Source organism: Curtobacterium sp. MCLR17_058 (assembly GCF_003234705.2).
GTDB lineage: Bacteria > Actinomycetota > Actinomycetes > Actinomycetales > Microbacteriaceae > Curtobacterium > Curtobacterium flaccumfaciens.
Genome location: NZ_CP126262.1, coordinates 2472110 through 2494442 on the forward strand (window position 1 = coordinate 2472110; position 22333 = coordinate 2494442).

Below are 22333 nucleotides of genomic sequence, written 5' to 3' on the forward strand. Positions count from 1 at the left end.
GGTGCTCAGGCTCCTCCGGCGCGGTACCCGACGCCGCGGACCGTGGTGACGGTCTTCGGGTTGTCCGGGTCGTGCTCGATCTTCGCGCGGAGCCGCTGCACGTGCACGTTCACCAGACGGGTGTCTGCCTTGTAGTGGTAACCCCAGACCTGCTCGAGCAGCATCTCGCGGGTGAACACCTGGTTCGGCTTCTCGGCGAGCGCCCGGAGCAGGTCGAACTCGAGCGGCGTGAGCGCGATCACGGTGTCACCGCGGCGCACCTCGTGCCCGGCGACGTCGACCGTGACGTCGCCGACGTGCAGCACGGTGGCGTCGGACGCGCTCGGCCGCAGGCGGGTCCGGATGCGCGCGACGAGCTCCTTCGGGTTGAAGGGCTTCACGACGTAGTCGTCGGCACCGTTCTCGAGCCCGAGGACGACGTCGGCGGTGTCGCTCTTCGCCGTGAGCATGATGATCGGCGTGCCGCTCTCGGCACGGATGCGCTTGCACACCTCGATGCCGTCGATGCCGGGCAGCATGACGTCGAGCAGGACGAGGTCCGGCTTGGTGGCGTGGAACGCGTCGACGGCGTCGTTGCCGTCGGCGCTGAACTCGGGTTCGTACCCCTCGGAGCGGAGCACGATGCCGATCATCTCGGAGAGGGCCTGGTCGTCGTCGACGACGAGGATGCGCGGTGTCATGTGATCTGGACTCCGGGTGGCGTGCGGGTGCCGTGGTCGGCACGTGTCCCCACACGATAGCCGAGGCCCCGCCGCGCCGGGTTTTCCGCCAGGATGGGGGTGGACCGTGCATCGCTGGCTCGGTCCGACACGACGAGGGGGCTGGAGTCATGTCCGATTGGCACACACCGGGCGGTGGGCAGCAGGGTGCGCCGACGCCGCCGGCGTCCGGACCGGCGCGGGGACCAGGACCCCAGCCTGGAGGCCCGCCCCGCTTCTCCGTGCCGCCGCAGCCCGCCCCGGGGCCGGGTCCGGGGCGACCGGGCGGTCCGTCCGGTGGCTCGCGTCCGGTGATCCCGCTGCGCCCGCTCGGTCTCGGGGACATCCTGGCCGGGGCGTTCACGGTCTTCCGCCGGAACGCCCGCGTGCTGCTGCTCTGGAGCGTGCTGCTGAGCGGTGTGCTCGGCCTGCTCTCGACGCTGGCCAGCACCTTCGGGCAGCAGGCGTTGCAGTCGCGGATGTTCTCGGCCCTCGACGGCGGCAGCGGTGCCGACTCGGTGGTCGCTGGCACGCTGACGCTCACGGCACTGCTCTCGGTCGTGCTGCCGTTCCTCGCCTACCTCGGTCGCGGGTTCCTGGTGGCGCCGGTCGCCGCGGACACCGGGCAGCGGGTCCTCGGCCGTCGCGCCACGTTCCGGGGGCTGTGGGCGCTGCTCGCCGGCCGCCGGTGGTCCGTCGTCGCGTGGATGCTCGTGCAGATCGGGGCCGGTGCGGTCCTCGCGCTCCTGGCCGGGCTCGTGTTCTTCGGGGTGTTCGCGGCCATGGGTGCCGCCGACTCCGGCACCGGGTGGTTCGTGCTGGTGCTCGTGCTGTTCGTGCTCGGCATCGGTGTCGTCGTCGTGTGGCTCGCCACGCGCTTCGTGCTCACCGTCCCGACCATCGCGCTCGAGGGCCGGCCGGTCTTCGCCGCAGCCGCACAGTCGTGGCGCCTGACCCGCGGGGCCTTCTGGCGGACCTTCGGCATCCTGCTGCTCGTGCAGCTGATGTTCGGGTTCGCGGCGTCCATCGCGTCGATCCCGCTCACCATCGGCGCCGTGCTCGTCGGGGGCACCTTCGACCCCCTCGGGCAGACGGGCGGCACGTCGGGAGCCGGCACCGGTGCGGTCATCGCCATCGTCGTCGGGAGCCTGCTCGCGATCGCGGTGCAGTGCATCACCGACGTGCTGAGCGCCTCGATCACCACGTTCCTCGCCATCGACCGGCGGATCCGCACCGAGGCGCTCGACCAGCGGATCGCATCGCACCTGGACTCCGGGCAGCCGACCGACCCGTTCGCCCCGTCCGAGCCCGTCGCACGCCCGCCGTGGCCGCCGCAGCAGCAGTGGGGTGGCCAGCAGTGGCAGGCGCAGCAGCAGCAGCCGTGGCCGGGGCAGCAGCAGTGGCAGCCGGCCCAGCAGCAGCCGTGGCAGCCCGGTCAGCAGCAGCCGCAGCAGCAGCCGTGGCAGCAGGGTCCGGGCCAGGCGCCGCCGAACGGCTCCGCGTGACGGCGGTCGACCCGGACGAGGCGCGTCGCCTGCTCGAGCGCGAACTCGAGCGGTCCGCCTACGACGGTGCCCGGCCGACGTGGTGGGACCGTGCCTCGCGCTCCTTCCTCGACTGGCTCGGGTCGCTCCGCGCCGACGGCATCGACTCCCCCGCGGCGGCCCGCACCGCGCTGGTGATCGCGATCGTGGTGCTCGTCGCGGTCATCGTGCTCGTCGTCGTCGCCCGCGGACTCCCCCGCCGGCGCGCGCGGGCCGGTGACGGTGACACCGGCGGGGTGTTCGACGCCGACGACCTGCGCTCCGCCCGGGAACTCCTCGAAGCGGCCCAGGCCGCCGTCCGTCGCGCCGACTGGTCGGCAGCGGTGCTCGACGGGTTCCGCGCGATCGCCAGGGGGTTCGGCGAACGCGACCTGGTGCCCGACGTGCCCGGAGCCACCGCGCGGACGATCGCCGCGCGGGGTGCGGTGCCGTTCCCCGCGTCGGCCGGTGCACTCGACGCGGCAGCGACCGCCTTCGACGCGGTCCGGTACCTCGGTGCCGAGGCCGACGAAGCCGCGGCCCTGCGCGTGCTCGACACCGAGCGGACCGTCCGGCAGGCCCGGCCCGCCCGGGCCGAGGGACCGGTGGTGCCGGCATGACGACCGACACCGCTACGCGGACGAGCGCCGAACCGACTCCTGCTCCTGCTCCGGCCGAGGGACGCCGGTTCCGCATCGGGTTCTGGGTCGCGATCGTCCTGGTCGGCGTCCTGCTCGCCGCGCTGACCGCCCTCGTGCAGGGCACCGACCCGGACGCACTGCGCGCACTCGACCCGACCTCGACGACGGCCAGTGGTTCTGCCGCGCTGGTCCGGGTGCTCGAACAGCGGGGCACCGCGGTCTCCGTCACCGACACCGTCGACGGCGTCGGCGGGATCGACGGCGGCACGGTGTTCATCGACGACGCCGACGGCGCGCTCGACCCCGCCGTCGCGGAACGCATCGCCCGCACGGCCCGGCACGTCGTGGTCGTCGGCACGAGCGGCGCCGGCCTCGACGCGCTGCTCGGGTTCCCGGTCGACCCGCCCGCCCAGATCGACGGTGACGCCACCGTCTCGACGGCCTCGTGCGGGATCCCGGCGGCGGCCTCGGCTGCCCGGGTGACGACCGCCGGCTCCGGGTACACCGTGGACGACGACGCCGCCGAACGGTGCGCGCCGACGGGCGAGGGCGGCTCCCGGGTCTGGGGCCTCGTGCGCACCACGACCCCGGGCGGTGACGTCACCCTGCTCGGCACGACCTCGGCGTTCCGGAACGACACGATCGCCACCGCCGGGAACGCCGCGCTCGCCCTCGGGCTGCTCGGCGCCGACGAGCGACTCGTCTGGTACACCCCGGCGGTCGGCACCCCCGACGCCGCACCGACCCTCGGCGAGCTCGCCCCGCCGTGGGTCCCGAGCGCCCTCGCACTGCTCGCCCTCGTCGCCGTGGCGGCCGGTGTCTGGCGGGGCCGACGGCTCGGCCCGCTCGTCGTCGAGCGGTTGCCCGTCGTCGTCCGTGCTGCCGAGACCACCGAGGGTCGCGCCCGGATGTACGCCCGCACCCGTGACCGCACCCACGCCCTCGACACCCTGCGCGTCGCCGCCGTCCGCCGCATCGGCCGGATGCTCGGTCTGCCCCGTTCGGCCCACGTCGACGAGGTCGTCCGGACCGCGGCCCAGGCCACCGGCATCCCGCACACCCGTGTCGGCGCCGTGCTCGTCGGCGGGACCACCGACGACGACCGTGCGCTCGTCGACGGCACCGCCGCGCTCGACGACCTCGAACGCGCCGTCCGCCGGGCGACCTCCGGTGACCGACCGACCTCCGACCCCGACCGACCAGGAGCACGACCGTGACCGACCTGCCCCCTGCCACCACCGAGCACACCGCACCGGAGCACGACCCGACGATCGCGGCCGGCACCGACCTGCGCGACGCGTTCGGCCGGGTCCGCACCGAGGTCGCCAAGGCCGTCGTCGGCCAGGAGGGCGCGGTCTCCGGCATGATCGTCGGACTCCTCGCACAGGGGCACGTGTTGCTCGAGGGCGTCCCCGGTGTCGCGAAGACCCTGCTCGTCCGCAGCCTCGCCGCCGCGATGACGCTCGACACGAAGCGCATCCAGTTCACACCGGACCTGATGCCCGGCGACGTCACCGGGTCGCTCGTCTACGACGCATCGACCGGCACGTTCCCGTTCCGCGAGGGCCCCGTCTTCACGAACGTCCTGCTCGCCGACGAGGTCAACCGCACGCCGCCGAAGACCCAGTCGGCCCTGCTCGAGGCCATGGAGGAACGCCAGGTGAGCGTCGACGGCGACGCCCGGGCCCTGCCCGACCCCTTCTTCGTCGCCGCGACGATGAACCCGATCGAGTTCGAGGGCACGTACACGCTGCCCGAGGCGCAGCTCGACCGGTTCCTGATGAAGCTGACGCTCGACATCCCGCCGCGCGACGTCGAGTGGCAGGTGCTCCGGCGCCACGCCGACGGGTTCGTCCCGCGCGACGTCCGGTCCGCCGGTATCAACCCGGTGGTCGGCGTCGACGAGGTCGTCCGTGCGCAGCGTGCCGTCCGCGGCGTCGGGGCGCGCGACGACGTGCTCGCGTACATCGTCGACCTCGCCCGGGCCACCCGGCAGGCACCGTCCGTCCGCGTCGGGGTGAGCCCCCGCGGAGCGACGGCACTGCTCGCGGCCGCCAAGGCCTGGGCCTGGCTCACGGGCTACGACGCGATCACCCCGGACCACGTGCAGGCCATGGCCCTGCCGGTCTGGCGGCACCGCCTGCGGGTCGCCGCCGACGCCGAGCTCGAGGGCGTCGGCGCCGACGGCGTGCTCCAGCAGGTGCTCGAGCAGGTGCGGGTGCCGATCTAGTGGCGGTCTCCGGCCGGTTCGTCGCGCTCCTCGCCGTCGCCCTCGTGCCCACCGTGCTGCTCGGCAGCGGGTGGGCCGGTCTGGCGTGGGTCGGGGTGGTGCTGCTCGCCGCGGCGCTCGACGTCGTGCTCGCCGCCGACCTGCGACGGGTCCGCGTGGAGCGACGGATGCCCCGGCTCGCTCGACGCGACAGCACCGCGGACGGCACCCTCGTGCTCGCCAACGACGGCTCCCGGACGGTCCGCGGTGTGGTCCGCGACATGTGGGAGCCGTCGGCAGGCCACCTTCCCCGTCGGATCCGGATGACGGTCCCCGCCGGGGAGCGACGGACGGCCCGGATGCGCTTCACACCGTTCCGTCGTGGTCGACGCCGCACCACCGGGGTCGCCGTGCGGTCCTTCGGTCCCCTGGGCCTCGCCGCACGGCAGCGGGTCGTCGCAGCACCGGGCGAACTCGTCGTGACGCCGCCGTTCCGCTCCCGGCGGCACCTGCCGTCACGGTTGGCACGGCTCCGCGAGCTCGACGGCGAGACCACGCTGCAGCTCCGCGGGCACGGCACCGAGTTCGACTCGCTGCGCGACTACGTGCGCGGCGACGACGTGCGGTCCATCGACTGGCGCGCCACCGCGCGGCGGCAGGACCTCGTCGTCCGCACCTGGCGTCCGGAACGCGACCGACGCGTGGTCGTCGTGGTCGACGCGGGCCGGGCGGGTGCCGGCCGCGTCGCCGACGAACCCCGACTCGACACCTTCATCGAGTCGGCGCTGCTCCTCGGTGCCCTCGCTGCCGCCGCCGGTGACCGCGTCGACCTGGTGGTCCTCGACGACACGGCACACGATCGCGTGCACGGTGCCACCCGCACCGACGTCGTGCAGCGCTTCGGCGAGGCACTCGCGATGGCCGAACCCGGGCTCGCCGCGACCGACTGGGCATCCGTCCCCGCGCTCGTCGACTCGATCACGACCTCGCGCGCCATGGTCGTCCTCGCCTCGAGCCTCGATTCCGTCGGCGCCTCGGGCGACCTGCTCGCCGTACTCCCCCGACTGTCCCGACGGCACGCGGTCGTCGTGACGAGCATCGAGGACCCGGCCGTCCAGCGGATGGCGCGCGGCGGGGTCGACCCGACCAAGGCGATCCGCACCGCGCGGGGCGGACGGGTGCCGGGCCTCCCGACCGGCGCGGAGCGCGACGTCTACCGACGCGCGGCCGCCGAACGCACCCTGCTCGACGCGGACGGTGCTGCCGACGTCGCACGGCGCTCCGGCGCCGAGGTCGTGCGCGGCGCACCGGCGGACGTCCCGCCGCTCGTCGCCGACGCCTACATCCGGGCGAAGGCCACCGGCCGGCTCTGAACCGGGACGGACGTCAGCCGGCCACCAGGGCGGTTGAGCCGCGCTCGAACTCCTCGAGGTCGCCGCGCTCCCCCGCTCGGTACGCGCGGCCGCCGAGCACCCACTGGTAGGCGAGCACCGCGACCAGGGCGAGGGTGCCGATGCCGATCTTGATCGGCCACGGCCAGTCCTGCCGCGTCACCACGCCCTCGACGATGCCGGACAGCAGCAGGGTCAGGGTCAGGCCGATCGCGATGGTGATGAGTGCGCGGCCGTCCTCGGCGAGGGCCTGGGCGCGCGTGCGTCCAGGCCCCGGCGCCACCCACGACCAGAAGATCATCAGCCCCGCACCGCCGGCGAGGAACACCGAGTAGAGCTCGAGCTGCCCGTGCGGGGAGATGTAGAGGAAGAAGTCGGCCAGGCGCCCCTGGGAGTGCATGATCGCCGCGGAGACCCCGAGGCTGACGGCGTTCTGCATGATCGAGAACGGCACGAAGACCCCGGTGATGCCGAACGCCACCATCGTCGCGGCGATGTAGGCGTTGTTCGTCCAGACCTGCGCGGTGAAGGCCCCGAGGCCACGGTCGGAGTAGTAGTCGACGAAGTCCTGCGTGGCGTACCGGCGCAGGGCCTCCTCGCTGCCGAACGTCGCCGTCGCACCTGGGGTGGTCGTGATCCAGACGGCTACGATCGCCCCGATCGCCACCGTCGCGAGCGCGACCCAGATCGTCACCCAGCGGATCCGGTAGAGCGCCGCGGGCAGCTGCCGCGTGAAGAACAGGGCGACGGCCGTCAACGGGTCGACGGGGGTGCCGGTGAAGCGCAGGCGGGCGCGGAACAGCGTGAGCGAGAGCCGGTCGCCGGTCACGGTGCGCGGTGCAGCGCCCCGGATGCGGGCGAGGTCGGTCGCGGCCTCCTGGTAGCCGGCGACGAGCCGGTCGACGTCCGCACCGGACCGGTGCCGGGCACGCGCCAGACGGTCGAGCTCCTGCCACCGGTCACGGTGCACCTCGGTGTAGGCATCCAGGTCCACGTGTTCCCCCTCAGGTCGCGCGATCTCCGACAGAATGATCCCATGCCGAAGCCCCGCACGCCGCGTGACCTCGCCGACGCCCGGTTCTCGCGCGACCTCGACGAGACCGCCGACGAGCTGGTGGTGGGCGAGGGCGTCGCGCTCGACGTCCAGCCCGCCGGACTCGTGCTGCGACTCGCGGCCGCGCTGCTGGACGGCCTGTGCGTCCTCGTCCTGTTCGTGCTGGCGCTGTTCGGCGTCTGGCGGCTCTGGCCGAGGGGGCTCGAGCCGGCCTGGGGTGCTGCCCTCAACATCGTGCTGCTCGTCGTCGTGCTCGTGCTGGTGCCCGCGGCGGTCGAGACCGTGACGAAGGGGCGGAGCGTGGGACGGTTCGCCACCGGCACCCGCGTCGTCCGGCTCGACGGCGGCGCGATCGGCTTCCGGCACGCCTTCACGCGGTCGCTCGTCGGCCTGTTCGAGCTGTGGATGACGTTCGGCTCGGTCGCCCTGCTCGTCGCGCTGTTCGGCAGTCGGCCTCGGCGCCTCGGGGACCTGCTGGCGGGCACGATCGTGCAGCACGAGCGCCTGCCGAAGCAGCGGGACCCCGAGGTGCTGCTGCCCCCGGAGCTGACGGCCTGGGCCGGTGTCGCGGACGTCTCGGCGCTGCCGCAGCGGTTGGAGAACCGCCTCGGTGCGTTCTTCCGCGGGGCTGCACTGATGCGCCCCGAACTTCGCGAGACTGCGGCGCAGACCCTGGCGGCCGAGGTGTCCGCGTTCGGACACCCGGTGCCGTCGGTCCCGCCCGAGGTCTTCCTGGCCGGGGTCGTCGTGCTGCGGCGTCGTCGGGACGTCCGGGCGCTGGGTGCCCGCGCCGAGCTGCTGACCGCAGCGGGGGCAACCGCGGCGGCGCCCCCGCCGGGCTTCCCGCGCTGACGCGCGGCGCGGCGCGGCGCTGACTGCCCCCGCGCAACACCGCGAAACGGACACAGCACCGCGGAGATCCACGGTGCTGTGTCCGGAACCAGGTTCCGCCGGCCCCAGGCCGCCCCGCCGCGCTCAGTAGCGGTAGTGGTCCGGCTTGAAGGGACCCTCGACCGGCACACCGATGTACGCCGCCTGCTCCGGACGCAGCGACGTCAGCTGCACCCCGAGGGCGTCGAGGTGCAGCCGCGCGACCTTCTCGTCCAGGTGCTTCGGCAGCACGTACACGCCGGTCGGGTACTCCTCGCGCCGGGTGTGCAGCTCGATCTGCGCGAGCACCTGGTTCGTGAACGAGTTGCTCATCACGAACGACGGGTGCCCGGTGGCGTTGCCGAGGTTCATGAGCCGGCCCTCGGACAGCACCAGGATCGACCGCCCGGTCGGCAGCCGCCACTCGTGCACCTGCGGCTTGATCTCGACCTTCGAGACGCCGGGCAGCGCTTCGAGCCCCGCCATGTCGATCTCGTTGTCGAAGTGCCCCACGTTCGCCACGATCGCCAGGTGCTTCAGCCCGAGCATCTCGTCCACCCCGACGACGCCCAGGTTGCCCGTGCACGTGATGACCATGTCGACGGTGTCGACGACGTCCGCCAGGCGCGCGACCTGGTAGCCGTCCATCGCCGCCTGCAGCGCGCAGATCGGGTCGACCTCGCTGACGATGACGCGGGCACCCTGCCCGCGGAGCGCCTCGGCCGCACCCTTGCCGACGTCGCCGTAGCCGACGACGAAGGCGACCTTGCCACCGATGAGCACGTCGGTGGCCCGGTTCAGGCCGTCGGGCAGCGAGTGCCGGATGCCGTACTTGTTGTCGAACTTCGACTTCGTCACCGAGTCGTTGACGTTGATCGCCGGGAACTTCAGCTCGCCGTTCCGGAACAGCTCGTACAGGCGGTGGACGCCCGTGGTGGTCTCCTCGGTGACGCCCTGGATGTCGGCCGCGATGCGGGTCCAGCGGTCCGACGACGTCTCGAGCGACCGCGCGACGGTGTCGAGCACGATCTTCCACTCGGTGCTCGCGTCCGGCTCAGCGACCGGAGCGGCACCGGCCGCCTCGGCGTCGGCGCCGGTGTGCACGAGCATCGTGGCGTCGCCGCCGTCGTCGAGGATCAGGTTCGGTCCGGTCCAGTCGGCACCCGCCGCGGCGGCCTCGTCGCTCCAGTCGAAGATGCGGCTGGTGCACCACCAGTACTCCTCGAGCGTCTCGCCCTTCCACGCGAACACCGGGACGCCGGCGGGGGCGTCCGGGCTGCCGGTGGGTCCGACGGCGACGGCGGCCGCGGCTTCGTCCTGGGTGGAGAAGATGTTGCAGCTGGCCCAGCGCACCTGCGCGCCGAGGACGACGAGCGTCTCGATGAGCACCGCGGTCTGCACCGTCATGTGCAGGGACCCGGCGATGCGCGCGCCGGCGAGCGGCTGCGACGCAGCGAACTCGTCACGCAGGGACATCAGGCCCGGCATCTCGTTCTCGGCGAGGCGGATCTGGTGCCGGCCGGCCTCGGCGAGGGACAGGTCGGCGACGCGGAACGCAGCAGCGGTGCGGGTTTCGGTGGGCATGCCCACCAGTCTTCCATGCCGGGAGGCGCGGATCACCAGCCGATCCCGGTCACGTTCCCCGGGCCTCCAGACCGACCCCCGCACCCACGTCGCGGACGCGAGCCGTCAGTCGACGTCGCGCGGGAGCGGCTCGCGCCGCACCACCTGCCAGCCGCGCGGGACGCGCAGGGCGGCAGCGTGCCGGGCGCAGAGGTCGTAGCCGTGCGGCTCGACCCGGGTCGACAGCGGACCGACGACCACCATGGAGTCGCCGTAGTCGTACGTCAGGGTCGACGAAGCGCTGTTGGCACACGCCACCTTGCTGCAGATCCGCACGTCCATCTCGACAGGGAGCCTAGCGGAGCGTCCGGCGCGCACCCGTCCCCGCGTACGATGTGGGGATGCGTCGGAAGCCTCGCCTCGTCACCCCGGTCGACCGCGGTCGGGGGCGCTCCCGGCACGGCCGCGGTGGGCGCTCGAGCGTCACCGGGCCCGAGCTCGCGCCGATCATCACCCGCGCCGAGGCGTTCGACCGGATCGTCGGCGACAGCGCGCACTACCTGCTCGGTCTCTGGCCCGAGGAGCTCTCCGGCGTCGTGTTCCAGGTGGCGGACATGCCGAGCGACACGACCCTGCCGGACGAGATGCCGCGCTGGCGGATCGACCGCGACACCCGCCGCGTGACCGTCTTCCGGATCCCCGTCGAGCGGGTGAACCGGAGCCCCGAGAAGGACGACTCGGACCGCCGCATCATCATCGAGACCGCGGTGTTCCGCGCGGTCGGCGAGCTGATCGGCAAGGACCCCTGGGACCTGGCACCGGACCGCTACCGGCACTGGTGAGCCGGGCGGACCGCGCCGGCCCGTCGTGCCGCCGGCGCTGGGCTGACCGCGCCCGGCGTCAGGGGTAGACGCGGACCGGCGTGGAGACGTCGGTCGCCGGGCGCACCGGGAAGCCGGCGATGCCGTCGGCCCCGCGGTAGGTCACGCCCGCGACGATGCCCTCCGTGCCGGTCAGCGTGAGCTGCTTCGCGGTCTGCACCGGGAGCGTCACGGTCGCACCGGACAGGATCTTCAGCGTGCGCCGCTCGTCGCCCGACCGCACCGTGACGGAGCGGTCCTGGCGGGTGGGGTTCACGAAGTTCAGCCGCACACCCTCGCCCGGGGCGATGGCGGTGATCGTCCGGTCGCCCAGCGGCTCGGCCGAGGCGAACCACCCGAGGTCGGTGCCGCTGCTGGCACCGTCGGTCGGCGTCGTGGTGCGTGCACCGGTGACGACCGGCTCGGTCGAGGTGACGGTGAACGAGTACCGGCCGTCCGGGAAGTCGTCGAGCGCGACGTCGGTGACGACCCCGGGCTCGGCGGTGGCGTTGACGGTCGTGCCGCCGCCGTCGGCCGTGCTGATGCCGAGGGTGACGCGCGCCGACTTCGTGCCGGGGACGAACAGCCGGACGATCGGCGCCGCGTCGGCCGTGTCGTCGCCGCGCTGGGCGGCCTGCGCGTCGGCGAGGGCGACGGCGGGGATGACCTGCGAGCGGGACGGCGCGGCCCCACCGGAGACGATGTCGTAGCCGCCCGGGGTGAGGGTGCGGACGACGGACTCCTGCATGTGCGCGACGATCTGGCCGCCGGACGACGTGACGTGCACGACGGTCGAGGCGGCGTCGGACACGAAGCCCGACAGCGGGACGACCTTCTGCGTGTTCGGCGCGACGACGATGCCGGTGGTCCCGGGTGCGCTGACCGTCCCCGAGCCGTCGAAGATCGTCAGGTCGACGGTGGCGTTCACGTCGGTCGGGTTCGAGAGCGTGACGAGGCTCGTCCGACCGGTCTCCGTCGAGCCGCCGACGAGCCACGTGGACTGGGTCGGGTCGTCGCACGAGGCGGCGCCGGCGCCCACCAGGTCGCCGCTCGAGACGCTCTGGAAGCTGCTGCCCGCGACCTGCGGCGTCGTCTCGCCAGCGGGGGCCGTCAGGAGCCGGGGGTCGCTGCCGCCGGTGGTCGAGGAGTCGAGCGAGGACCGCTCGACCGTCGAACCCGTCGTCGCCGTCGCGACGGTCGCGGTGCCGACGGTGCTCGCCTGCGTCGCGTCGTTGCCGGCGTCGTCGGACAGGCGCAGCGCACTGCCGGCGCAGACACGCTCGGCGGCCGCGGGGACCGGCGTGACGGTGCGTCCGGCCGGTCGACCGGGTTCGGACTCGGTGCCGATGGCGTGGGCCGCGGTGACGGCACCCGCGGCGACGACGACGGCGACGGCCGTGGCGGTGCCGCGGACGATCCAGCGCCGGACCGAGGAGGGGTTGGTGCTCATTCGTCGCGCTCCTCGTCGAAGGTGGTGGCGGGTTCCTCGGCCTCGATGACGTTCGAGGTGGCACGGCGGCGGCGGGGGGCCGTCGGGACCGCGAGGAGTGCTGCGGCGCCGAAGACCACGCCGAGCACGACGAGGTACAGCACGTGGGTGGCCTGGGTCGCCGCGGAGCCGGAGCGGGTGCGGTCGACCTCGCCCTCGTAGTGGAACAGCTGCCCGTTCGTGGTCTCGCCGATGCTCGTGAAGAGCGCGTTCTGACCGATCGCGCCGGCGGCCCGGTCGTGCACGGTCTGCGCCTCGGGGTCGTCACCGGCGTCGTCGATGAGCACGAAGCTCACGCCGAGCTCGCGGAGCGCCGGCCGGGGGTCGTACCCGCTGCGGCTCGCCAGGTTGCCGGCGAGCGTCGTCAGCCGTGCGCCGGACTCGCTCAGCCGGAGTGCGGTGGCGTCGAGCGTCGACTGGTCGTCGAGGGTGGAACCCTGCCCGCGCTCGAGCGTGACGGCGAGCGAACCGTCGTCCTGCGGGACGACCACGAGCGTGCCGACGTCCGGGTTCGCCTGGGCCTCGGCGTTCACGTACGCGCTGAGCACCCGGCCGGTGGTCGGCTCGATCGTGGCGGTGCCGAGGTAGAACGCCGCGAAGGCCGGAGCCACGGCCACACCGGCGAGCACGGTCGCGACGAGCCCGGTGACCGGGGCGGCCTTCGGCAGCACGTCGATGCCGATGCAGGCCGCGACCACGAGGGCGAGCCAGTACACGGACAGACCGCTGCCGGGCCAGACGATGGTGGTGGTCGACCCGACACCGGTGACCGTGACGTGGGTGGCGGCGAAGGCCGTGGCGAACCCGAGGAGCGCGATGACGAGCGCCGAGCCCGCGACCGCCCAGCGGTGGCCGAGCATCGCCCCGATCGCAGCGGCTGCCACGGGGAGCGCGAGGACGGCCATCACGATCGGCAGGACCGTGGCGACCAGCGCGAGTCCGGACGTCGCGGGGAGCCAGCCGCTCCAGTCGGGCAGGGGCTGGCCGATGGCCAGCTGGAGCGCGGACGGCGCCCGGGTCGCGGACGGCGCACCCGGGTCGGCGAACACCGCGAGCAGGTTGCCGCGTGCGGCCTGCGCCAGGATCAGCGGCAGGAAGAGCACCGCGGTCGGCACCGGGATGAACAGACGACGGTGGGCCCGGCGCCAGCCGACCAGGAGCGCGACGAGCCAGCCGACCAGCAGGACCGGCAGCAGCGACGGCGCCGAGGCGGCGACGACGGCGAACAGGAGCGACGCTCCCGAGGCCCAGGCCCACGAGCGGTGCGCCTCGAGCACGGCGACGAACAGCCACGGCAGCACCAGGTGCGCGATCACGGCGCCGAGGTGTCCGGTCGTCACGGCTCCGACGAGCGACGGGGCGATCGCGTACAGCGACGCACCGATGACCGGCACCCAGGTGCGGGTCGTGACCTTGCGGACCGCGAACCAGGCGCCGAGTGCGGACAGCGGGAACGCGACGAGCATGACGAGCACGACCGCGGTGGACGGCGACCAGAACACGATCGAGCCGAGCACGGCGAGCACCGCGGCGAAGGGGTCCGACGGGCCGGTGAAGCCCGTACCGAGCGAGTGGAAGCCGTACCCGACGTTCTGCCAGAGCTGTCCAGGGGTCGCGGAGAGCGGCAGGAGACCCCCGCCGGTCAGGGCCGGCGACCCGAGCAGCGGGTAGAGCGTCACGACGCTGAGGACCGCCGCGGCCAGGACCACCCAGATGCCGCCGTCGCTCAGGAACGACGCCCGGGCGATCGGGGCGTCCTCCGCCCGGGCGAGTTCGACGTCCCGGGAGGTGGTGCGGTGCTCGTGCACCCGACGCCAGCTCACGCGGAGCGGTTCGACGGCGGCCCAGCCGAGCTTCTTCGTGCGGGCGAGGTTCTTGCGCGCCCGCCCCGTGCCGCCGCCGAACGCGACGGCGAACGCGGCGGAGAGCTCGGGGACCACGGCAGCGGGGTGCTTCGCGACCAGGTGACCGAGCGCGCGGCCGATCGCGAACGGCACGAGCGTGAGCCAGTGCAGCCAGACCAGCGCGGCGGGCGCGTACGTCATCCGGCGGTGCAGCTGCGCCTGCCGGTGCATCCGGACGCGCCGCGCCTCGGACACGCGCTTGCGGCCGAACTCCTCGATCGGTCCGGCGCTGGTGACCTTGGCCTCCGGCACGAGGGCGACGCGGTGCCCGGCGAGACGGACCCGCACCGAGAAGTCGAGGGCCGCGTCGACGTCCGGCAGCGCCGGGTCGAAGCCGCCGAGTTCGTTCCAGACCGAGCGGCGCACGAGCATGCCGCCCGCGGCGACGCCGAGCACGTCGGTGTTGCGGTCGTGCTGGCCCTGGTCGAGCTCGTCCTGCACCAGCACGATCGACCGGCCGAAGCGGGTCATGCTCTCGCCGAAGGCGCGGATGAGCGAGGGGTCGTCGTCGGCGACGAGCTTCGGACCGGCGACGACGACCGACGGCGCGATCTCGACGGCGGACAGCAGGTCGGCGAGCGCGGTCGGTGCCGGCGCGTTGTCGTGGCCGAGGACCCACAGCCACTCGTCGACCGGCTCGTCGGTCGCCGCGGGCGGCGCGCTGCGCTCGCCCTGGCGGACGGCGTCACCGAACGCGGTACCGGCTGGCAGCCGGACGAGCTGCGCGGACCCGCCGAAGGACAGTTCGGCGGTCGATCCGTCGGTCGTGCCGACGTCGACGACCACCAGGTTCTCGGGGTGGCGGGTCTGGGCGGCGAGCGCGTCCAGGGTCCGGTCGAGGTGGGCCGCCCCGTTGGCGGCGACGAGGATCGCGGTGACTCTGGGCTGCATGACGGGCGTCACTCTACGGTCTGGAGGCGCGGTGTCGGCCGCGGACGGCGGCGCGCCGTGAACCTTTGGATGCGCTCACTGCGCGGTGCGGGACGGGCGGAGGTGGTCGCCTTCCGGCGCCTTCGTCGCAGGCTCCTCAGGGGCGCAGTCGCACGGCGCTGGCGCGCCGTGAACGCTCCTACGCCCTTTTCCGCAACTTGCGGCGTTCACGCTCGGAGAGGCCACCCCAGATGCCGAAGCGTTCGTCGTTCTCGAGCGCGTACTCGAGGCACTGTGCCCGGACCTCGCACGAGGTGCAGATCTTCTTCGCCTCGCGCGTGGAGCCGCCCTTCTCGGGGAAGAACGCCTCGGGGTCGGTCTGCGCGCAGAGCGAGTCGACCTGCCAGGCGAGCGGGTTCTCCTCGTCGTCGGTCTCCGGACGTCGGACACCCGGGACGCCGAGCGCCACGGGATCGACGTGCCAGTCCTCCGGAACTCCGGCGTGGAACTCGGAACCGTTCACCCTGATCACCCCTGCCGCCTCGACAACGAACCCCAACTCTTGCGGCCGTTGTCTGTAATTACAGCGGTGTCATTCGCCTGAGTCAAGTCGCGGATCATAGAAGGCACTGACCGCTCCAGCGTGTCATGTCCCCCGTTTGGGCGTGTCGCACCGCTCGGGTGGGCCTTCCGGGGGACAACTGACTCGTCCTCAGGCGCTCAGGAGGCGCTGCGACGGGCCTCCCAGGCGCTCGACACCATCTCGTCCAGGGAGTGCCGCATGGCCCACTCGAGGTCACGGGCGGCGGCTTCGCCGGTCGCGACGATGCGGGCCGGGTCGCCGGGGCGCCGCGGTGCGATCTCGGGGTCGAAGGCGATCCCGGTGCCCGACGCCATCGCGTCCATGATCTGCCGGACGCTCACACCGTCGCCGCTGCCGAGGTTGTAGGCACGCTCCAGCGGCTCCCCCGCCTCGAGCTTCCGCGCGGCGACCGCGTGCGAGTGCGCCAGGTCGGCCACGTGCACGTAGTCGCGGACGCAGGTGCCGTCCGGGGTGGCGTAGTCGTCGCCGTTGATCCGCGGGGTCCGGCCGGCGAGCAGCGCGTCGAAGACCAGCGGGAACAGGTTGTGCGGGCTGGCGTCGTACAGGTCGGGCTCCCCGGAACCGACGACGTTGAAGTACCGGAGCGACGTGGTGGTGAAGCCCGCGGCGACCTCCATGTCGCGCAGCAGCCACTCGCCGATGAGCTTCGACTCGCCGTACGGCGACTCCGGGTTCTTCGGGGTGGACTCGACCACGGTCTCGACGTCCGGCGTGCCGTAGACCGCCGCGCTGGACGAGAAGACCGCCTTGGTGACGCCGGTCTCGGCCATCGCGCGCAGCAGGGTCGCCATGCCGGTGACGTTCTGCTCGTAGGTGTGCAGCGGGCGCTCGACCGAGACGCCGGCGTACTTGAACCCCGCGACGTGGACCACACCGGTGACCTCGTGCTCGCGCAGCGTGCGTGCGACGAGCTCGCCGTCGAGGATCGTGCCCTCGACGAACGGCACGTCGTCCGGGACGAACGCGCGGAAACCGCTCGACAGATCGTCGAACGCGACCGTGTCGATGCCGGCCGAGCGCAGTGCTCGGACGACGTGGGACCCGATGTACCCGGCACCGCCGGTGACCAGCCAACTCATGGTCGCCACGCTAGCGGACGTCGGCGACGCTCCGGTGGCGGTGTGCGGGTCCACGCCACGGCGTGCGGCCCCGCGCCGGTCCCGGTGCCGGTCCGCGCCCCTAGGCGCCGGTGGCGATGAACACGGTCGACGTGATGCCGTCGGAGGAGTCCGCCTCGACCGTCACGTCGCCCTCGTCCGGCGTGATGAAGCACGACTCGCCCTTGCGGAGCAGGGTCGCCGACTGCGCGCCGACGAGCGTGACGACGCCCTCGGTGCAGATCGCGATCGACGGCCCCACGAGCGGGGCGACCCCGCCGGTGCTCAAGCCCACCGGGCGACCGTCACCGTCCACCCGCAGCAGCGCGAAGCCGACGCCGTCCGGCGCGAACCGGTCGACGCCCTCGGCGATGCGCTCGGGCTCGAGGACCGGTGCCGGGTACGCGGTGAAGTCGAGCACCCGCAGGAGCTCCGGCACGTCGACGTGCTTCGGCGTGAGCCCGCCGCGCAGCACGTTGTCCGACGGCGCCATCAGCTCGATGCCGAGTCCGTCGAGGTACGCGTGGATGTTGCCGGCGGGCAGGTACATGGCCTGCCCCGCGGTGAGCGTCACCCGGTGCATGAGCAGGGAGACGACGATGCCGGGGTCGCCGGGCCAGGTGGTCGCCAGGTCGCGGACGGTCGCGGTGTTCGGGGTGAGCAGGTCGTCGTCGAGCGAGACGGCCAGGTCACTCGCGGCCTGCACCACGGCGAGCGCGGACTCGTCGGCGGTCTCGAGCCAGCGGACGGTGTCCTCGAGCCCGTGCAGCAGGTGCACCTCGAGCGGACCGAGGCGGCCGGTACCGGCGTCGAGCACGCGGACCTCGGCCAGGGTCTCCTCGACCGGGCGGAAGCCGCTCAGCGCCTCGAACCGCTCGCTCAGCGCGACGACGAGCTCGGGCTTCGGGAACGGGTCCTTGTAGTTGCGGGCCGGGTCGTCGAGCGGGATCCCCTCGCGCTCCTCGCGGGCGAAGCCCTCTTCTGCCTGCTCCGGGGTCGGGTGCGCCTGCAGCGAGAGCGGTGCCGCAGCGGCGAGCACCTTGAGCAGGAAGGGCAGGCCGGTGCGGTCCGGACCGAGTGCGGTCTCCGGCTCGTCGGCGATCCAGTCGCGGAGCGTGTCGGCCCCGCCGACCATGGCCGGGTTGACGACGACACTGGGGCTGCCGGCGTGGGCGCCGAGCCAGAGCTCCGCCTGCGGGGCACCCGTGACGGTGCGGCCGAGGAGCTCCGGGATCGCGGTGACCGAGCCCCAGGCGTAGTCGCGGGGGGTGTTCGTGATGCCGAGGAACATGGGCCCGAGCCTACCGGCGCTGCCGGTGGAGTCCTGCGGACGGCGACCGGCCGGTAGCCTGGCGTCGTGACGAACACCTGGCCGCTGGCGCGCGGGACCGTACCGGAGCGCGAGGCGTTCGCCTTCGGGGTGACGACGCTGTTCGTGCTGTTCGCGGGCGACGCCGTGCCGAACACCCTGACCTGGGTCGGGGCCGGCGTCCTCTGGGCCCTCGTCGCGGCGTGGGGCATCACGATCCTGGTCCGGGCGAGGCCGCCGCTCGTCCGCACCCCCTGGGCGCTCTGGGCGTTCCTCGGCTGGTGCCTGGTGACCCTGGTGTGGTCGCACTGGCGGTTCGCGACGATCTCGAGCCTGACCGTGCAGGTGATCTGTGCGGCCGTGGCGTTCACGATCGCCTCGACCCTGACGTGGCGCCGGATCACCGATGCCCTGAGCCTCGCGCTCCGCTGGGTCCTCATGCTCTCGCTCCTGTTCGAGGCCGCCGTCGCGGTGTTCGTCCGGCACCCGATCGCCCCGATCTGGACGGACTACGGCGACCGCGACGTCCCCGACGCCTTCTACTTCTCGCGCGCCGAGCTCTTCACCGGGGGCCGGATCCAGGGGCTGCCCGGCAACGCCAACCTGCTCGCGATGGTGGCCCTGCTGGTCGCGATCGTGGTCGCCGTGCAGTTCGCCGAGGGTCGGATCCGCCGGAACCAGGCGATCGGCTGGCTCGTCGTCGCGGCACTCGGCTTCGTCCTCACCCGCTCGTCGACGGTCATCGCCGCCGCACTCGTCGTGGCCGTGGTCGCACTCGCCGCCGTCTGGATGCGCCGTGTCCCGACCGAGCGCCGCACCCCGCGCTACCTGCTGCTGGCGGTGGGTGCCGTCGTCGTCGCCGTCGCCGCGTTCGTGCTGCGCGGCCCGGTGTCCGAGCTGCTCGGCAAGGGCTCGGACGCCACCGGACGCGGGGAGATCTGGGCGAAGGTGCTCGGCCTGATCGACCAGCACCCCGTGGGCGGCTGGGGCTGGATCGGGTACTGGTGGCCGGGCATCCCGACGCTCGCCGACCTGGCGCAGCGCAAGGGCGTCACGTACCTGCAGGCCCACGATGCATACCTGGACGTCTGGATGCAGACCGGCATCATCGGCCTGGTGCTCTTCGCGATCTACGTGGTCACGACGCTGTCCCGCTCGTGGGCCTGCGCGACCCGCATCGGGTACGACGCCGCGCTGCGTCCGCGGTCGTTCGACCCCGTGTCGCTCCTGCCGCTCCTGGTCGTCGTCGCCCTGCTCGTGCAGTCCGTCGCGGAGTCCCGCCTGCTCTACCAGGGGAACTGGGTGCTCTTCGCCCTGCTCGCCATCAAGACGCGCATCGTGCTGACCGGCGAGGAACCGGTGTCCACCGGCGACGGTCCGCGCACGCCGCCCGCCAAGCGCGAGTTCCGCTGGGCCGGCACGCGCTGACCCGGACACTCCCTCAGCGCGACAGCCACGAGCACGACACCGGGGACGACCACGGGTTCGACTTCACCCGGGCAACCTCGAGCGTCGGGTCCGCGTCGCACGCCGCCACCGCCGCCGGCAGCTGCCCCGCCCACACCGGGCCGCCGCTCCGCCGCGTGTCCGTCGGCGCGACGTGCAGGACCGCCGACGCGACGACGGCGGTGACCACGCACCAACCGGCCAGCGCGCCGACGAGGCGACCAGGGCCTCCCGTCCGTCCGGCAGCACGCGACCAGCTGCCGGCGTCCACGAGCGCGGCTGCGGCGACCACCGCTGCGCTCACCAGCAGCAGGCCGGCGGCCGCGGCGTAGCGCTGCGGCGGCACGGCGGCCATCGCGGCGACCGGCGCCGACCAGCGGAGGCCGTCGCCGCCGTTGGCGAGCAGGGCCACCCACCACACCGCGACGGAGCCGACGGCGAGGGCTGCGACCATCCACCGGGTGCGCGCCGGCCCGACCACGACGGCCGCCACCAGGACGACGAGCAGCAGGGCTGCCGGCACCACGACCACCGCCCAGCCGTGCTCGACCACCGCCGTCAGGACCGCGCCGAGGTCCGGGTCCCAGGCACCCGCCACGGGACGCAGCAGGTACCCCGCGAGCACGTCGTGCGCCGCCGGCGACCCCGTGGCGAGGGCACGCGGACTCGTCAGGGTCGTGATGCCCTGCACCGCCAGGGCGACGACCACGACGAGCGTGACCGGCAGCGCGGTCCACCGGCCGGCCGGCCCGGGCGCACGGCCACGCGGCGTCCAGGCGAGGAGCAGCAGGGGCGCGAACAGCGCGGTGAGCGGTTCGGTGAGGACCGCTGCACCCGCGACCACGGCGAGTGCCCCGGCCGCCCACCACGACCGAGCGCGCCACGCGAAGACCCACGGCACCAGGACGAGCAGGAACCAGTGCAGGTTCGCCGCGTTGCCGCTGATCTCGTACGGGGCGAGCGGCAGGACGACGGGGACGGCGGCGAGCACCAGCCGCAACGGCCACGGGCGGACGACGTCGCGGGACAGCACGAACACCAGGGCGCAGACCCCGCCGACGACCGTGCACGCGGCGAGCGCCACCACCTGCGCGTACCGCTCGGGCGGCAGCGCGTACCCGAGGTCGACGATGAGCCGCGGCAGCAGGTGCACGTACCCGGCGTAGGGGTGCAGCAGGGTGTCGACGGGACCCATCGCGATCCGTTCGCGCAGGAACACGCCGCCGTCCTCGGCCCAGACGGTGTTCCGCGGCACCGGGCCGAGCCGGTACCAGGCCAGGGCGGTCGTGAGCAGGCCGACGACGACCGCGACGAGGGGGACGCCGGCGACCCTGCGCGCGAGGTCCATCCGGTGAGGATAGTTCGGTCATCGCGCATCGTCGATACAGCCACACCGCGATGCGGTGTGCTCGTCACAAGGTCGTGCGCCAAGATGGACGCGTGACGGACGGCCGGGTGAGCAGACAGGTGCTCGGGCGCCGGTACCTCTCCGCCTGGATCGGCTTCTCGGCCGGTGGACGGTTCAGCCAGGCGCTCGCGACGGTCATCGTGCTGTTCGGGTTCGGCCAGCCGACCGTCGAGGCCCTCGTCGGCCGGGCGGGGACCTGGGCGGTGCTCGTGACGCTGTTCGTGCTCGCGGGGCTGAGCCTGCTCGGCCAGCGCTACCGGATCGAGTGGCACGGGGTCCTCCCCCTCTCGCTGCTGGCCTTCGTCGGGTACTGCGCGTTGAGCGTGCTCTGGAGCGAGTACTCCTGGGTGGCGCTCCGCGGACTGGTGCAGACCGTGTGCTTCATCGGCCTCGGGCTGTACCTGGCCCTCGGCCGCGACCTGGTGCAGGTGATCCGGGCCTCGGGCGACGCCTTCCGGATCCTGCTCGTGACGGCCCTCGGACTCGAGGTCCTGTCCGGCCTGGTCCTCGACGTCCCGTTCCCGGCGTTCGGCATCCGCGGCGACATCGCGTACGGCGGCCCGATCCAGGGCATCGGCGGCACCCGCAACTTCATGGGCTTCATCGCCGCGATGGCCCTGGTCACCTTCGTGGTCGAGTTCCTCACCCGGTCGGTCACGGTCTGGCGCGCGATCGCCTCGACCTCGCTCGCCGTCATCGCCCTGATGCTCGTGCAGTCCCCCATCACCGGGCTCGCGATGATCGCGCTCGCCGTCACCGCACTGGCGCTCTGGTCACTCCGGCACGCACGACCGGCGACCAGGCCGGTGGTCAACGGCGTCCTCGGCGCGGTCGTCCTGCTGACGCTCGCCGTCGGGGTGCTCGCTCGGCACCGTCTGCTCGCCGAGATCGGGGCGGCCGGCGGCACGGCCACCCGGACGGACCTGTGGTCGCAGATCCGGGTCCTGGTGGAGCGCTACCCGATCCAGGGCTGGGGCTGGGTGGGCACGTGGCCGACCGAGCCCGTCGTGCCCTACGTCACGCTCATCGACCCCGCCGGCGTCCGGTTCACCTCGGGCCTGAACGCCTTCGTGGACGCCTGGCTGCAGATCGGGTTCGCGGGCACGCTCATCCTGGGCATCACCGCGTTGCTCGCGTTCGCGCGTGCCTGGGTCACGGCGACGACGTTCCCCGGGGTGGCGTACGTGTGGCCGGCCGCCGTGCTCGTGCTGCTCGCCGTCACCAGCACGGCGGAGAGCTACCTGCTGCACGGCGCGGGGCTGATGTTCTTCGTGACGGTCCTCGTGATCGCCGCGCGGCGCCGCTCGTGGCGCCGGCACCTGCCGCGCGTGTAGCGGCGGTACGGCGCGACCCACGGCCGGCCTGGAGGCCCGTGGCGGCCCCGCACCGCGCCTCCA

At 73.5% G+C, this 22333-nt stretch carries 19 protein-coding genes; 9 read left to right on the plus strand and 10 right to left on the minus strand.

The genetic code is table 11. The features are described 5' to 3' along the window. Positions 1 to 5: 5 nt before the first annotated feature. Positions 6 to 680, minus strand: coding sequence for an MtrAB system response regulator MtrA (gene mtrA, locus DEJ11_RS11675; protein ID WP_017888813.1), 675 nt, complete (start codon positions 678 to 680; stop codon positions 6 to 8). Positions 681 to 1009: 329 nt separating this feature from the next. On the opposite strand from mtrA, the gene DEJ11_RS11680 reads away from it, so the two are divergent. Genes DEJ11_RS11680 through DEJ11_RS11700 form a run of 5 tightly spaced genes read left to right on the plus strand, consistent with a single transcriptional unit; the run spans position 1010 to position 6444 of the window. After that, complete coding sequence (locus DEJ11_RS11680) at positions 1010 to 2203, plus strand: glycerophosphoryl diester phosphodiesterase membrane domain-containing protein (protein WP_111104461.1); 1194 nt, start codon at positions 1010 to 1012, stop codon at positions 2201 to 2203. Continuing rightward, positions 2158 to 2841 carry a DUF4129 domain-containing protein gene (locus DEJ11_RS11685; RefSeq protein WP_146250090.1) on the plus strand — a complete coding sequence of 228 codons (684 nt, stop codon included), beginning with the start codon at positions 2158 to 2160 and terminating at the stop codon, positions 2839 to 2841. The genes DEJ11_RS11680 and DEJ11_RS11685 overlap by 46 nt, the downstream gene beginning before the upstream one ends. After that, the gene (locus DEJ11_RS11690) at positions 2838 to 4079 is read left to right on the plus strand and encodes a DUF4350 domain-containing protein (RefSeq protein ID WP_111104467.1); all 1242 of its coding nucleotides are present in this window, start codon (positions 2838 to 2840) and stop codon (positions 4077 to 4079) included. The genes DEJ11_RS11685 and DEJ11_RS11690 overlap by 4 nt, the downstream gene beginning before the upstream one ends. A 53-nt stretch (positions 4080 to 4132) precedes the next feature. Beyond that, positions 4133 to 5092, plus strand: coding sequence for an AAA family ATPase (locus DEJ11_RS11695; RefSeq protein WP_111104500.1), 960 nt, complete (start codon positions 4133 to 4135; stop codon positions 5090 to 5092). Continuing rightward, the gene (locus DEJ11_RS11700; RefSeq protein WP_111104470.1) at positions 5092 to 6444 is read left to right on the plus strand and encodes a DUF58 domain-containing protein; all 1353 of its coding nucleotides are present in this window, start codon (positions 5092 to 5094) and stop codon (positions 6442 to 6444) included. Before DEJ11_RS11695 ends, DEJ11_RS11700 begins: the two co-directional genes overlap by 1 nt. A 13-nt stretch (positions 6445 to 6457) precedes the next feature. On the opposite strand, the gene DEJ11_RS11705 is transcribed toward DEJ11_RS11700, so the two are convergent. Further along, positions 6458 to 7456, minus strand: a complete 999-nt coding sequence (locus DEJ11_RS11705; protein WP_111055276.1) for a stage II sporulation protein M — start codon at positions 7454 to 7456, stop codon at positions 6458 to 6460. Between the two features lie 42 nt (positions 7457 to 7498). Between DEJ11_RS11705 and DEJ11_RS11710 the strand changes: the two genes are divergently transcribed. Continuing rightward, positions 7499 to 8368, plus strand: coding sequence for an RDD family protein (locus tag DEJ11_RS11710; protein WP_111104473.1), 870 nt, complete (start codon positions 7499 to 7501; stop codon positions 8366 to 8368). Positions 8369 to 8491: 123 nt separating this feature from the next. On the opposite strand, the gene ahcY is transcribed toward DEJ11_RS11710, so the two are convergent. Together ahcY and DEJ11_RS11720 are read right to left on the minus strand one after the other, a co-directional pair. After that, the gene (gene ahcY, locus DEJ11_RS11715) at positions 8492 to 9970 is read right to left on the minus strand and encodes an adenosylhomocysteinase (protein ID WP_111104503.1); all 1479 of its coding nucleotides are present in this window, start codon (positions 9968 to 9970) and stop codon (positions 8492 to 8494) included. Between the two features lie 105 nt (positions 9971 to 10075). Further along, positions 10076 to 10291, minus strand: a complete 216-nt coding sequence (locus DEJ11_RS11720; RefSeq protein ID WP_071405769.1) for a DUF3499 family protein — start codon at positions 10289 to 10291, stop codon at positions 10076 to 10078. 59 nt (positions 10292 to 10350) lie between these two features. On the opposite strand from DEJ11_RS11720, the gene DEJ11_RS11725 reads away from it, so the two are divergent. Then, positions 10351 to 10791 (plus strand): metallopeptidase family protein, encoded by a 441-nt coding sequence (locus DEJ11_RS11725; protein ID WP_071405768.1) that lies wholly within the window; start codon positions 10351 to 10353, stop codon positions 10789 to 10791. 58 nt (positions 10792 to 10849) lie between these two features. On the opposite strand, the gene DEJ11_RS11730 is transcribed toward DEJ11_RS11725, so the two are convergent. From DEJ11_RS11730 to manA, 5 genes are all read right to left on the minus strand, one after another. Then, positions 10850 to 12259, minus strand: coding sequence for a DUF5719 family protein (locus DEJ11_RS11730; protein ID WP_071405767.1), 1410 nt, complete (start codon positions 12257 to 12259; stop codon positions 10850 to 10852). Next, positions 12256 to 15093 carry a glycosyltransferase gene (locus DEJ11_RS11735; RefSeq protein ID WP_111039892.1) on the minus strand — a complete coding sequence of 946 codons (2838 nt, stop codon included), beginning with the start codon at positions 15091 to 15093 and terminating at the stop codon, positions 12256 to 12258. The genes DEJ11_RS11730 and DEJ11_RS11735 overlap by 4 nt, the downstream gene beginning before the upstream one ends. Positions 15094 to 15271: 178 nt before the next feature. Beyond that, positions 15272 to 15604 carry a WhiB family transcriptional regulator gene (locus tag DEJ11_RS11740; protein ID WP_081827389.1) on the minus strand — a complete coding sequence of 111 codons (333 nt, stop codon included), beginning with the start codon at positions 15602 to 15604 and terminating at the stop codon, positions 15272 to 15274. A gap of 188 nt (positions 15605 to 15792) precedes the next feature. Then, positions 15793 to 16755, minus strand: coding sequence for a UDP-glucose 4-epimerase GalE (galE, locus tag DEJ11_RS11745; RefSeq protein WP_071405789.1), 963 nt, complete (start codon positions 16753 to 16755; stop codon positions 15793 to 15795). Between the two features lie 100 nt (positions 16756 to 16855). Next, positions 16856 to 18064, minus strand: coding sequence for a mannose-6-phosphate isomerase, class I (manA, locus tag DEJ11_RS11750; RefSeq protein ID WP_111104479.1), 1209 nt, complete (start codon positions 18062 to 18064; stop codon positions 16856 to 16858). 66 nt (positions 18065 to 18130) lie between these two features. Between manA and DEJ11_RS11755 the strand changes: the two genes are divergently transcribed. Further along, positions 18131 to 19510: an O-antigen ligase family protein gene (locus tag DEJ11_RS11755; protein ID WP_111104482.1), complete on the plus strand. Its 1380-nt coding sequence runs from the start codon at positions 18131 to 18133 to the stop codon at positions 19508 to 19510. Between the two features lie 13 nt (positions 19511 to 19523). Here DEJ11_RS11755 and DEJ11_RS11760 read toward each other — a convergent pair whose 3' ends face one another. Beyond that, positions 19524 to 20876: a hypothetical protein gene (locus DEJ11_RS11760; RefSeq protein ID WP_111104485.1), complete on the minus strand. Its 1353-nt coding sequence runs from the start codon at positions 20874 to 20876 to the stop codon at positions 19524 to 19526. A 92-nt stretch (positions 20877 to 20968) separates the two neighbouring features. On the opposite strand from DEJ11_RS11760, the gene DEJ11_RS11765 reads away from it, so the two are divergent. Then, positions 20969 to 22270, plus strand: coding sequence for an O-antigen ligase family protein (locus DEJ11_RS11765; protein ID WP_146243540.1), 1302 nt, complete (start codon positions 20969 to 20971; stop codon positions 22268 to 22270). The last annotated feature ends 63 nt before the right edge of the window (positions 22271 to 22333 follow it).